This window comes from Pseudomonas sp. 5Ae-yellow (assembly GCF_014077575.1).
Taxonomy (GTDB): Bacteria; Pseudomonadota; Gammaproteobacteria; order Pseudomonadales; family Pseudomonadaceae; genus Halopseudomonas; species Halopseudomonas neustonica.
In genome coordinates, this window is the sequence record NZ_JACGWE010000010.1 from 72518 (window position 1) to 85288 (window position 12771).

Annotated in this window: 9 protein-coding genes and 1 pseudogene; 7 read left to right on the forward strand and 3 right to left on the reverse strand. The window is 57.2% G+C overall.

The window, feature by feature from the left end; genetic code table 11:
• Positions 1-78 precede the first annotated feature (78 nt).
• The 3 genes from H4J77_RS08650 to H4J77_RS08660 all read left to right on the forward strand — a co-directional run bounded on the left by H4J77_RS08650 (position 79) and on the right by H4J77_RS08660 (position 2446).
• Positions 79-684, forward strand: coding sequence for a TetR/AcrR family transcriptional regulator (locus tag H4J77_RS08650; RefSeq protein WP_182247891.1), 606 nt, complete (start codon positions 79-81; stop codon positions 682-684).
• 40 nt (positions 685-724) lie between these two features.
• Entirely contained in the window at positions 725-1228 is a 504-nt protein-coding gene (locus H4J77_RS08655) for a DUF4334 domain-containing protein (protein ID WP_218565751.1), read from the forward strand.
• A gap of 93 nt (positions 1229-1321) precedes the next feature.
• A complete protein-coding gene (locus H4J77_RS08660; RefSeq protein WP_123889392.1) occupies positions 1322-2446 on the forward strand; it encodes an aminotransferase class V-fold PLP-dependent enzyme in 1125 nt (374 codons plus the stop codon).
• A 206-nt stretch (positions 2447-2652) separates the two neighbouring features.
• Here H4J77_RS08660 and H4J77_RS08665 read toward each other — a convergent pair whose 3' ends face one another.
• Entirely contained in the window at positions 2653-3369 is a 717-nt protein-coding gene (locus H4J77_RS08665) for a VC0807 family protein (RefSeq protein ID WP_220469300.1), read from the reverse strand.
• 93 nt (positions 3370-3462) lie between these two features.
• The gene (locus H4J77_RS08670; protein ID WP_182247957.1) at positions 3463-4434 is read right to left on the reverse strand and encodes a calcium/sodium antiporter; all 972 of its coding nucleotides are present in this window, start codon (positions 4432-4434) and stop codon (positions 3463-3465) included.
• Between the two features lie 854 nt (positions 4435-5288).
• Between H4J77_RS08670 and H4J77_RS20325 the strand changes: the two are divergent.
• A pseudogene (locus H4J77_RS20325) lies at positions 5289-5417 on the forward strand (HAMP domain-containing protein); the annotation flags it as partial.
• Between the two features lie 162 nt (positions 5418-5579).
• On the forward strand, positions 5580-6293 hold the full coding sequence (locus tag H4J77_RS20330) for a methyl-accepting chemotaxis protein (protein ID WP_404940761.1): 714 nt from the start codon (positions 5580-5582) through the stop codon (positions 6291-6293).
• Between the two features lie 51 nt (positions 6294-6344).
• Here the strand turns inward: H4J77_RS20330 and H4J77_RS08680 are convergent, their stop codons facing one another.
• Entirely contained in the window at positions 6345-8042 is a 1698-nt protein-coding gene (locus H4J77_RS08680; protein WP_220469301.1) for an AMP-binding protein, read from the reverse strand.
• Between the two features lie 263 nt (positions 8043-8305).
• Between H4J77_RS08680 and H4J77_RS08685 the strand changes: the two genes are divergently transcribed.
• The gene (locus tag H4J77_RS08685) at positions 8306-9562 is read left to right on the forward strand and encodes an efflux RND transporter periplasmic adaptor subunit (protein ID WP_182247897.1); all 1257 of its coding nucleotides are present in this window, start codon (positions 8306-8308) and stop codon (positions 9560-9562) included.
• On the forward strand, positions 9559-12699 hold the full coding sequence (locus H4J77_RS08690) for an efflux RND transporter permease subunit (RefSeq protein ID WP_123889396.1): 3141 nt from the start codon (positions 9559-9561) through the stop codon (positions 12697-12699). Before H4J77_RS08685 ends, H4J77_RS08690 begins: the two co-directional genes overlap by 4 nt.
• Positions 12700-12771 lie beyond the last annotated feature (72 nt).

The following is a 12771-nucleotide window of genomic DNA, read 5'->3' on the forward strand; positions in this document are numbered from 1 at the left end:
GAATGAACATTCATTCAATACGGTTGCAGTGCCCGGTAACGCACTGTACAAACCAGCGATAGTGGTTAGAATGCGTAAATGAACACTCATTCAACCCCCGAAAAAAAACCTCGCCCACGGATCAAGGATAAGCGTCAGGCCATCCTGGACGCAGCTTTGAAAGTCTTTGCCGCAGGCGGAGTTAACGGCGTTCCCATGCCAGCCCTAGCTGAACAGGCGCAGGTCGGCACCGGTACTATCTATCGCTATTTCAGCAGCAAGGAAGCCCTGGTCAACGAGCTATTTCGCGAGCAGAAACGGGCAAACAGCATAAGGCTTTACGGCGGATTGGATCTGACGCTGCCGGCAAAACAGCTGTTTGCAGCGGTCTGGCAACGCATGGCGGATTTCAGTCGCAGCGACCCTGACGCTTACATGTTTATGGAACTGCAGGATCACCGGCCCTATCTCGATGAGGAGAGCCGTGCGCTTGAGAAAAAAATTCTCCGGCCAATCGTTACCCAATACCGGCAGTTGCAGCAACAGGGACAATTTCGTAGCGACGTACGGCCGGAAGTGCTGATGAGCCTGGTATGGGGCGCCTTTGTGAACCTGATCAGGGCTGAGCGCGACGGTCACCTGATACTGCAACAAAGCGACATAGATGCCGCTTTTGCAGCGTGCTGGACGATGTGTACGGGCTGATCCATACCTTGCTGCCTGGCAAACAATATAGGCAGACACAATGAACAAGGTTGCAAAATCCATCAGCACGCTGGGCTTGGCTGCAGCACTTAGCGGAGGTGTTATGGCTGGCGAAGTAGAAGACAAATTCATGCAAATGATTGAAAGTGGCGATGCCTATTCAGCCGAGACATTAATGCCATTGTTCGAGCAACTGGAACCAGTCAACCTGGATTTCATGCTCGGCACCTGGCATGGCGGCAAGTTCGACGGCGGCGTCGAACCCGACCCTTTGAACTGGTACGGCAAGCGCTTCAACAGCATTAACGATGTGGAGCCCATTCTCTATCCAGGGCCGGACGGTGAGCTGCAAAATTACGAAAAACTGGGCCGAGCACAAATCCGCGAGATGGTATTTGCCGGCCAGGTTTCCGCGGCGCTGATCTATGATCAACAACCCATCATCGACTACTTCCGCAAGGTGAACGACAACGTTGTGATCGGCCTGGGCGATATAAAGGGCAAACCCTTGGATTTCTTCTTCCACCTGACCCGCGACAAATAGCCAACGCTGCGCCAAGGCGCAAATAGGGTTAGGATATGGCATCGCCAACGTCGGTTCACACCGGCGTTTTTTTGCCCCTGACTGGAGAGCCCCGTGTCCAAACTGGTCCCCGCCATCGACCCCGACGGCCTGCTTGAATATTCTGTGGTCTTTACCGATCGCTCACTAAACCACATGTCTCAGACCTTCCAGCAGGTCATGCGCGACATTTCCAGCACCCTGAAGAACGTCTACAACGCACAAGGCGTGGCCGTGGTTCCCGGTGGCGGCACCTATGGTATGGAAGCCGTTGCGCGCCAGTTCGCTCACGACAAGAAATGTCTGGTACTGCGCAATGGCTGGTTCAGCTATCGCTGGAGCCAAATTTTTGAGATGGGCCGCATCCCGGCCAGCGAAACTGTACTCAAAGCCAGCAAGTCGGACGCCAGTACTCAGCCGGAATTTGCCCCGGCAGCAATTGAAGATGTGGTCGCAGAGATTCGCAGCAACAAACCCGACGTCGTCTTCGCACCGCACGTTGAAACCTCTGCCGGCATTATTCTGCCTGACGGTTACCTGCGTGCAGTAGCTGATGCAGTGCACGAAGTTGGCGGCCTGTTCGTACTCGACTGCATCGCCTCTGGCACCGTCTGGGTTGATATGCAGGCCTGCGGTATTGACGTACTGATCAGCGCACCGCAGAAAGGCTGGAGCGCGTCACCTTGTAGCGCGCTGGTCATGCTCAGCGCACACGCCGAAGCCGCACTGGAAACCACCACCAGCAGCAGCTTTGCTGCCGACCTGAAAAAATGGCGGCAGATCATGCAGGCATACGAGAACGGCGGTCACGCCTACCACGCAACCATGCCGACCGACGCCCTGCTGGCCTTCCGTGACACCATGCTGGAAACCCGTGACTACGGTTTTGACAAGGTCAAACAGGAACAGCTGGAGCTAGGCCGTGCGGTGCGCGAGCTGATGCATGACAAAGGTTTCAAGAGCGTTGCCGCTGAAGGGTTCGGCGCACCCGGTGTGGTCGTCAGCTACACCACCGACGATGGCCTGCAAAGCGGCAAGGCTTTCGGCCAACTCGGTCTGCAGACCGCCGCTGGCGTCCCTTTGATGTGCGACGAACCAGAGGGCTTCAAAACGTTCCGCATCGGCCTGTTCGGCCTGGACAAACTGCACAACATTGACCGTACCGTACTAACCCTGCGCAAGGCATTGGACGAGCTCTGAGCTAGCTCAGCGGCAAGCGAACCCGGCCTTATACCGGGTTTGCTTTTTGTGCTGGAAGCTGGAAGCTGGAAGCTGGAAGCTGGAAGCTGGAAGTGATCAGGGTGGCGACTACGTTCAATCGTTCAAGCTCCACGTCGCAGAACAACCCAAAAACCGTACTCGCTGCGGACTACTTCAAGCTTTCAGCTTCAAGCGTACAGCTGCGCTCACCCCTTGGGCTGCGCCGCCATAATCTCTTCCATCTTCAGCCCCGTAAGACCATGAATAGTGCGCCAAAGATAGAACAGGATTGCCATCATCATGATCATGGACGGGATGGCGATCATCGGGTAGCTGACCAGCGTCATCTGCCCCAACTCTTCATTGAAGGCTTCAGTGCCGGCCGGGCTGATAACGATCCATTTGGCAACGATGTAGTTCATCACCGAAGAGAAGAAGAACGTACCCGCCAGGAAGTAGGTCGCACGCAGCAGACGCTGGTTGAATATCTCGACCTGTCCACGCGCCTGAAGTCTTTCTTGCACCCGCGCCACGTTGATTACTTTCTCGTTGTACAACAGGGTACGAATCAAGGGGTAACGCGTGCGGGTAGACACCAGCACGGCAATGCCAATCACTCCGGGCACAGCAGCCTCTTTCACCGCCAACCACTGCGGATCCAGCTTGAGCAAGCCAATGCCACCGGTCAGCAAGACACTGACGACCCCGAGCAAGGCGATAAAGTTAAATTTCCGGTACTGGATAAGCTCAAAAAGCCCCCAGCACAGGGGGAGTGCCAGCGCCAGAATCAGCGCCTTGCTGGCACCCAGATCAGCTTCACCACTGAATTTCATCAGGATGATTGATGGCAGCAGGATACTAACCAACAGATCAACCATCGGGCGGGATTTGTGTTGCGGCGTTGCAGATTTTGCGTCAGTCATGGCGGGGATTGAAGCCTCTACCGGAAGGAATGCAGGGATCATACACCGGCCGGCGCAGCGCTCCCAGCGCCGACCGACCAGTTGTTTGGAGTGTCAGGTGAGTATGGTGGAGACCAGATAGCCGGTGTAGCCTATGTAGGCCAGCAATAACAACACACCGTTGACTCGTGTGACCTCACCGCCCTTGCCACGGCTACCAAAGCCCATAATCAGCAACAACAGAGTCAAGGCAAACATCACCACCCAATCACGCTGCAGCACGAGCGGGTCAACCGCGAGTGGAGAAATACCGGCCGCAATACCCACTACCGCCAGGGTGTTGAACAGGCCTGAGCCGATCACATTACCCAGTGCCAAGTCATGCTCATTACGGCGAATGGCAGCCAGGGACGACGCCAGCTCCGGCAGTGAAGTACCGATAGCAACAACGGTCAAACCGATGATCAGATCACTAACGCCCATGCTTTCTGCGATATACACAGCGCCCCAGACCAGGATGCGCGAACTAACAATCAGCAGCACCAGACCCAGCAAAAGCCAGAAGATCGCCTTGCCCAAGGGCATAGCATGAGTGGCAATCTCCTCTTCAAAATCTTGTGACAAGCTGTCACCACGCCCCCGCAGTCCCTGAAAAATAGACCACCCCATGATCAGGAAAAACGCGCCGAGTAGTATCCAGGCGTCCGTGCGGGACAAGAAACCGTCAATAAGCTGATAGCCCACCAGCAGCGTAATGCCCAGCAGGATAGGCAGTTCCTTACGCACCACTTGAGAGTGCACCTTGATAGGACTGATGACTGCAACCAGACCGATAATCAAGGCGATATTGGTAATATTGGAGCCAAAGGCGTTGCCCAGCGCCAAGCCCGGATTACCCTGTCCCGCGGCCAGCGCCGAGACCACCATCTCCGGTGCCGAGGTACCAAAACCGATGATCAGCATACCAATCAGCAAGGGTGGCATACCGGCATGATTCGCCGTTGCCGAAGCACCATCCACAAAGCGATCCGCGCTCCATACCAATAGAGCAAGACCCGCCACTACCGCCGCCAGAGCCAACCACATCATCGCATACCTGTATCGTGTTAAAGGCGCCATTATCAGTGAAAGGTCGCCCAGGTAACAGGGGCGAGAGGCTGCAGATTTTACAAAAGAATTCAGCTATCTTGCGTGGCGGCCGATAACAGAGTGTCGAAGCCAACCATCGCGACAAAAAACTGCGCACGCGAGCTCTTTGACTAAACTGTGAAACAGGACACTTAATCAGGCCCAGGAACGGCCGAAAAGCTAAAGGTAAGACAATGTCGCTAAACCGTTCCTTACGCCAACAAACCCTCCTGCTCATGGGCGGAAGTCTGTTGCTAATGTTGCTGGTCGCGCTGATCACTGTCAGCTCACTCGCCGGTGATGTTCGCTCCTATCGCAGCCTACTGGAGAATCCGGTGACTGCCGCCAATCTGATCAATCGCGCCAATCTGGAATTTAAGAACCAGGTTCAGGAGTGGAAAAACGTTCTCCTGCGCGGCGGCGATCCGGACGACCAACAAAAGTACTGGAAACAGTTTGAAGCGGCAGAGCAGTCAGTTGAAGCGACCTTGCAAGAGATCAAACAGCTCGACGTCAGTGCCGCTACGCTGACAGAGATAGACAAACTCAGCAGCGCACACCAACTTCTGGCGACCAAGTATCGCACCAGTCTGGATGCCTATATTGCAGCGGGAATGGACCCGACCGCCGGCGACCAAAGCGCGCGCGGTATCGACCGTGACGTCAGCGAGCAAATGCAGGCACTGTCTGACAGCATCAATAGCGGCGCACTGAGTAGCAGCAGCGCTATCAACCAGACCGCCACACGCACACTATGGTACGGCCTGATTGGGCTCTGTATTGCGGCGTTGATCATTGGCGCCGCCAGTATGATGCTGGTTAACCGACGCTTGGTTAGCCCCATCACCCGTCTGATCAATCAAATTGACCAGCTTAGTCAAGGCCGTATGGGCGACCCCATTACCACCGATCGGCAGGACGAACTGGGTACTCTGGCGCGCGCCGCCAATCAGCTACGCAGCTTCTTGAGCGATACCTTTGCTCAACTGCAGCGCAGTACCGGCGAGCTGGACCGGGCCAGTGGCGAGCTGAATACCATCGCAACACGCATGGCCCAGGGTAGCCGAGACCAGTTCTCTCGCACCGACCAGGTCGCTACCGCCATGCAGGAAATGTCAGCCTCCGCCGCCGAAGTTGCGCAGCATGCCGACGAGGCTGCCCGTGCTGCAGACGAAGCAGATACCAATGCCCAGCACGGTGGCCAAGTCATGCAGCAGACTATTCAGGCGATGCAGGAGATGCTGCAGCAGATTACCCATACCACCGATGTGATCCGCAGGCTGGAAGGCGACAGCAATCGTATCGGCAAGGTACTGGAAGTGATTCAGGGGATTGCCGAGCAGACCAACCTGCTAGCGCTGAACGCCGCCATCGAGGCTGCTCGTGCTGGCGAGGCCGGACGCGGTTTCGCGGTAGTTGCCGATGAGGTACGAACTCTCGCCCAGCGCACGGCAGCGTCCACCGCGGAAATCCAGCAAATCATTAACAATGTGCAGACCGGCGCACTGGAGGCGGTACAAGCCATTGAAAACGGGCAATCACGCAGCGAAGCCAGCATGGAGCATGTGACGCTGGCGGGTGACCGCCTGGGGCAAATCACCCAGGCCATCGAATCGATCCGTGATATGAACCGCCAGATATCGACTGCGGCGGATGAACAAACCAGCGTGGCGGAGGATATTTCACGAAACATTACCGAAATCACCGACATAGCCAGCGCTAACCAGGCCGAAGTCGATAACACTGCCCGCGCGAGCCAAACCTTGCACGGACTGTCCAGCGAGCTCAGCACACTTACCCAGCGACTCTCGGCGTAAAAGTGTGTTAACCAAAATAAAGCGGGTGGCTTAGGCCACCCACTTTACGCTTCAGGCGCTGGCCGCAGCGGCCTGCTTCTGGCGCTCTTCCTCATAGAGTTCTTTCTTCGATAGCTTGCCAACCGGGGTCTTCGGCAACTCAGGTCGAATTTCCATGCTCTGCAAGCGCTCATGCTTACCCAGGCGGCTGGCAAGAAAGTCCTGCAAGGTCTCAAAACTGAATGCTTCAGCGCCGGTTTTGAGCTTAATGAATGCTTTGGGCGCCTGCCCGCGATACGCATCTGTTACACCGATCACCGACACTTCCTCTACGCCGGGGAACTCGTAGATAGCCTCTTCAATGGTACGGGGGTATACGTTATAGCCGCTGCACAGAATCATGTCTTTGGTGCGATCGACGATATACACAAAGCCATCAGCGTCCATGTAGCCAATGTCACCAGTACGCAGGAAACCTTCGCTGGTCATAGCTTCAGCCGTGGCGTCCGGCCGGCGCCAGTAACCAGCAGTAATATTCGGCCCCTTGATGCAGACCTCTCCCTTTTCACCCACCGGCATCTCAGCTTCGCCGCCATCGAGCGGCAGAATACGGATATGTGAGCCTGGCACCGGGATACCGCAGGAGCCCGGTCTTGGCGTGGCATCTTTCGGCGTAAAGGTGCCGGTTGTGGTGGTTTCAGTCATCCCCCAGCCTTCGCGCAAGGTGCAACCGGAACGATTGAAGTACTGCTGTTGCACTTCGACCGGCAAGGGCGCACCACCGGAGTTGGACATTTTTAGCGAGGACAGATCATAGTTGGCCGTCAGCGGGTGACTCAGCAGACCAATAAACATAGTCGGCACGCCCGGAAAGGTAGTGATTCGACTTTCACTGATTTCCTTGAGTACCGTGGGCACGTCAAAGCGCGGGTGCAGATAAAGTTCGGCCGCAGCGCGCAGACCGAAAATCATGTTCACCATCAGCGCGTAAATATGGAATGGCGGCAACACCGCCAGCACACGCTCCTGGCCCGGCTCTACTGCCGCACTCAGCACCTCCCGCAGTTGGGCGCAAGAAGCCGTAACATTGCCGTGGGTCAGCATAGCGCCCTTGGGTACGCCCGTGGTACCGCCGGTATATTGCAGGACCGCCAAACAGTTATCGGGATCGTCAATAGCGTGCTGCTGATAGTCGCCCTGGTTATCCAACAGCTGCGCAAAACTGCTGCAGTCATCGCCTAGAACCGGCGCCGCTTGTGGCCCCAGGAGGTTGCGCTGCTCATCGCTGGCCTGTGTGCAGAACTCAGTCAACTCGCCCACCACCAGATGGCGCAGGCGAGTCGTCTGCATCAACGTCGCCATGCGCGGATAGAAGGCCTGCAGCCCCAGGGTGACCATGATATCGGTCTCGCTATCCTCTATCTTGTGCGCCAGCGTGCGCTCGGCATCCAGCGGGGAATAATTGACGACAGTGCCGCCAGCACGCAGAACGCCAAGGAAACTGATGAAGTAATGCGGGCAGTTGGGCAGGTAAAGGCCTACATGCACCCCAGGCTTGACACCCAAGCGCTGAAACCCACGAGCTGCTTGCGCCACCTTGTGGCTCAACTCACGGTAATTCATCTTGCTGCCGAAAAAGTCGATCGCCGAATTTTCCGGGAATTCGGCAACTGCTGCATCGAGCAACGCAGGAATCGGTTGCGCCTCAAACGGCAGGTCCCAACGAACATTTTCAGGGTAAGACGGTATCCAGCGCGGTGCGGTAGCCACAGACGTTGCCTCCAACAAAGTAGGTGATTCAGCCCTATCACCGGCGCGCGGCGTGGGTCGTTTTATTTTGTCTCACGTTAGACCCACAAGCGGCTTTGGAGAACTCATATCCATAGCAGATATGTCGACTCATAGGCAGCACATCTGCCTGTCGCCGGGACGACAATGAAAAACGCACTGATAACGGCACGCAGGGCTATTGCCCGATGCACTGGCAACAGGCTATACAGGGCTATAAAAAAATTCTGCCATTCGGAACCTCCATGCGTAAACGCCTTGTACCGATCCTGATAGTAGCCACGGGGATCGCCATCTTTATTCTGCTGCGCCTCACCGGCGACGATCCAGCCCCCGTCAACTCACAGGAGCGCAGCTGGCGCGTTGCGACAGAAGTTATTCAGCCTGATGCCTTCGCACCTCGCTTGACACTTTATGGCCAGCTGGAATCGCCCTTGCTGTTTACTGTGGTTGCACCTATGGCCGGCCGCATCGCCTCGTTACCGGCAAAGGATGGCGAACAGATAAAGCAGGGGGAGCTGCTTATGGCGCTGGATGAAGCAGACATCCAACCTCGGGTCGAGCAGGCCAAGGCCGATCTGGAAGATGCCAAAGCACAGTTGCAGAGCGAAAAAATAGCGCATCAGAACGATCTGCAGGCGCTGCGTCTGGAACAACGCATTCAGGCTAACGCGCAAAAGAATCTGGAGCGCACCGAGCAACTGATAGAGCGCGGTGTACTGCCAACGGCCGAGCTTGAAAACAGCAAGGACGCGCTTGACCGCTCCGCCCTGACTGTCGCCATTCGTCAACGCAGCATCAACAGTTTTGCATCACGGTTGCAGGCCCTTGAAGCACGTGTTGCGCGTGCCCAGGCAACCTTTGACAGTACACTGCGTGACGCTGAGCGTAGCCGTTTCCTGGCCCCCTTTGACGGTGTCGTGGGCAACGTACAGGCCGCCGTTGGCGATCAGGTCAACGTCAATGCCGCGCTACTCGACTTCTACCCTTTGCAAGGTATGGAGTTACGCGCCGTGGTACCGCAGGTTCATAGTCAGAGCTTTAGCCAGGCACTACAGAATGGTCAGGAGCTGAAAGCACGAAGCCTGGATGTTGAGCCACCAATCCACCTAACCCTTAAGCGTATCGCCGGCCAGGCCGACGCGCGCGGCGTGGAAGCGCTGTTCAGCGTTGACCAACCGCAGCCGGGGCTACGGCTGGGCAACCTGCTGGCGATTAGCGTCGCGCGGCCGGTGCGCAACGACAGCGTTGCGCTACCCTACAGTGCGCTTTACGGCAACGACACTTTGTATCAGGTGCTCGATGGACGGCTACAACGTATCCAGGTACAGCGCGTCGGTGAGACCATGAATGAACAGGGCGAGCGCCGGGTACTGGTGCGCTCGACCGAGCTTAAGGCGGGTATGGAAGTGGTGACGACTCACCTGCCCAATGCAGTCCAGGGTTTGAAAGTTGAGGCCTCGGCGCCAGCCACGAAAGATGCCACGGGGCAACAGCCATGAGTGGCAGCAGCCCGCTGGCGTTTTTTGTTCGTCACAAGGTCGCCGCAAACCTGTTGATGCTGGTTATGCTCGCCGGCGGCCTGCTCGGCTTGAGTCGCATGAACATCCAGTTCTTCCCGACCTTCGCGCTCGACTTTGTCACCGTGCGCGTGATCTGGAACGGCGCCGCTGCGGAAGACATCGAACAGGCCATCACCATCCCGCTGGAGCAGCGCCTGCGCAGCATCCAGAACCTCAAGAACATGACGTCCACCTCTGCGCAGGGCGTGTCGAGTATTACCCTGGAGTTTCGAGAGGGTACCGATCCGGTTATCGCTCTGGATGACGCAAGACAGCAGGTCGACGAATTCCGCAACCTGCCTGCAGACGCAGAAAAACCCGAGGTGGTGCGGGTCGCGCGCTATGACCCTATCGCCAAATTGCTGTTGTACGGCCCCTATACGCCGCACGAGTTGCGCACCATCGCCAACCGGCTGGAAGACGACCTGCTGACCAGCGGCATCGATCGTATTGAAAAAGCCGGCTTGCCCGAGCAACAAATCAGTATCGAGATCCCCAACACCACCTTGCAGCAACTTGGCCTGTCACTGGATCAAGTGGCCGACCGGGTCAATGCCGAGTCCCGCGACTTGCCCGCCGGGCAGGCGGGCGAGCAGGACTCGGCTCGAGAACTGCGTGCCATTGAACAACGACGCGACGCCGAGCAGTTCGCCAATATCCCGCTACAGCCGAACGGCACCAGTCACTTGCGTCTCGGTGACATTGCCGAGATTCGCCAGGAGCCCAGACGCAATCAGGTCCTGCTGCGCTACGCCGGCCAGCCTGCCGTGGAGCTGTCATTGCAGCGCGCTGAGGACGGCGACTCACTCGAGGCCGCGCAAGCACTCAATACTTGGTTGGAGCGGGTAAAACCTACCCTGCCACCCGAACTGAACATGCATGTCTACGATCAGTCCTGGCAATTGATCAACGACCGTATCAGCTTATTGGTGAACAATGGCTTAAGCGGCCTGGTACTGGTCATGGTGCTGTTGTACCTGTTTCTACCGGCCCGGGTTGCACTCTGGGTAGCGGTGGGCATCCCAACCGCGTTCCTTGCCGCTATGGCGGTGTTCTGGCTGATCGGTGGATCAATCAACATGATCTCACTGTTCGCCCTGATCATGGCACTCGGGGTTATTGTTGATGATGCTATCGTCGTAGGCGAGGATGCCGACGCGCACTTTCGTGCTGGCGAGCAGTCACAACGGGCCTCGGAAGGCGCGGCCAAGCGGATGTTCTGGCCCGTAGTGGCCTCATCATTAACGACTATCGCCGCTTTTATGCCATTGCTGATGGTCGGCGGGATTTTTGGCAACATCCTTGGCGACATTCCCATCGTCATGATCTGCGTACTTATCGCCTCTCTGCTGGAATGCTTTGTGGTGCTGCCACACCACCTGCGTTCCGCTTTCAAGCCCGCCACCAAGAAAAACACGGGGACGTCGCGAACCGCGCTTTTGATGGGCAAGGTCGACGCGGTGCGTGGCCGCTTCGACAAGGGCTTCAACGACTTTCGTGACGGCCGGTTTCGCCGATTTTCCGCCATGGCGTTGCGTTATCGTGGTGCCACCCTGGCTTGCGCTCTGGTGACCGTCATCATCACTATCGGCTTGATGAGCAGTGGTCGCATCGGCTTCAGCTTCTTCCCTACGCCCGAGCCACAGATGCTCCAGGCCAACGTCAGCTTCGTCGCCGGCACTCCGCGGGACACCATGATCCGCTTTATGCGGCATCTAGAGCAGACGCTGGCTGAAACCGAGACCGATATGGGTGGTGACCTGATACTGACTGCGGTCACCCGAGAGGGCCAGGTCATCAGCCAAAATGCCGGTTCCCGTCAGGGTGACAACCTGGGTGCCATGCTGATTGAAATGGTATCACCGGATCACCGTGATGTGCGCAACAAGGCCTTTATTCGCGCCTGGCGCGAGCGTATCAGGCTGGTGCCGGGCATAGATCAATTGAATATTACCGAGCAGGTAGGGGGCCCTCCCGGCAAGGATGTGGACGTACGCCTGACCGGCAGCAACCCGGAACAGCTGAAAACCGCCGCCGAGGCGCTCTCAGTCATGATTGCCTCAATCGAAGGCGTGCTCAGCACTGAAGACGACATGGCCTGGGGCCGTGAGCAACTGGTTTACAGTCTGACACCGTACGGCCAGTCACTGGGCTTGAGTATCCAGAGCGTGGGCCGCCAGCTGCGCGCCGCCTACGATGGCCGCCTGGCGCAAATTTATCAGGAGGATCAGGACGAGATCGAAGTTCGAGTGCAACTGCCACGTAGCGAGCGCGAGAGTCTGGCCAGTCTGAGCGAGCTGAGCATTCGTCTCGACGACGGGCGCTTCGTGCCACTGGGCCAAGTGGTCGAGTTTGGCAACAACCAGGGGTTCGAGTCGCTACGCCATGCCGACGGCATGCTCGCGACCGACGTAACCGCCGATATTGATGCCAGCCAGACCACCGCAGGCCAGGTGCTGAAAAGTATCGCACTCGAATTGCCCGAGCTGGCCAACCAATACAACGTGCGTTACAGCTTTGAGGGCCGCTCAGTCGACCAACAGGAAACGCTGGCCGATATGCGCACCGGGCTGATTATCGGCCTGCTGCTGATGTACACGGTTCTAGTTTGGGTATTTTCTTCCTGGAGCACCCCGCTGATCGTCATGTCCGTTATTCCGCTCGCGCTGGTAGGTGCCGTGTTGGGCCACTGGGTGATGGGGCTGAATCTGACCATACTGTCGCTATTCGGGCTGTTCGGGTTATCCGGCATCGTGGTGAATAACTCGATTATCCTGGTCAGTTTCTATCAGGATCAACGCCGCCTTGGGCTGGCGGTGAACGAGGCCCTGAACGAAGCCGTAGTCCAACGCTTGCGCGCCGTCCTGCTAACCTCGCTGACCACCATTGGCGGCCTGTTACCCCTGTTGTTCGAGACGTCCTTGCAGGCGCAATTCCTCATCCCGATGGCGACCTCCATTGCCTTCGGCCTGGGGTTCTCTACCCTGCTGGTGCTGATAGTGGTGCCAGCCTTGTTGTCATTGTTGGAGGGCTGGAAGGAAAGACGCAACGAACGCCGCGCAGAAGCGCCAGGCTGATGCGCTAAAAAGAAAGCGGCTATCAAGCAGTGGCGTCGAACGTGTCAATTGCAGATGCCGCGATTTGGTCAG

Excerpts from the sequence above, each read along its gene's own strand:
- H4J77_RS08655 (WP_218565751.1), top strand. The coding sequence starts at position 725 with ATGAACAAGGTTGCAAAATCCATCAGCACGCTGGGCTTGGCTGCAGCA.
- H4J77_RS08690 (WP_123889396.1), top strand. The coding sequence starts at position 9,559 with ATGAGTGGCAGCAGCCCGCTGGCGTTTTTTGTTCGTCACAAGGTCGCC.
- H4J77_RS20330 (WP_404940761.1), top strand. The coding sequence starts at position 5,580 with ATGCAGGAAATGTCAGCCTCCGCCGCCGAAGTTGCGCAGCATGCCGAC.
- H4J77_RS08650 (WP_182247891.1), top strand. The coding sequence starts at position 79 with ATGAACACTCATTCAACCCCCGAAAAAAAACCTCGCCCACGGATCAAG.
- H4J77_RS08685 (WP_182247897.1), top strand. The coding sequence starts at position 8,306 with ATGCGTAAACGCCTTGTACCGATCCTGATAGTAGCCACGGGGATCGCC.
- H4J77_RS08670 (WP_182247957.1), bottom strand. The coding sequence starts at position 4,434 with ATGTGGTTGGCTCTGGCGGCGGTAGTGGCGGGTCTTGCTCTATTGGTA.
- H4J77_RS08665 (WP_220469300.1), bottom strand. The coding sequence starts at position 3,369 with ATGACTGACGCAAAATCTGCAACGCCGCAACACAAATCCCGCCCGATG.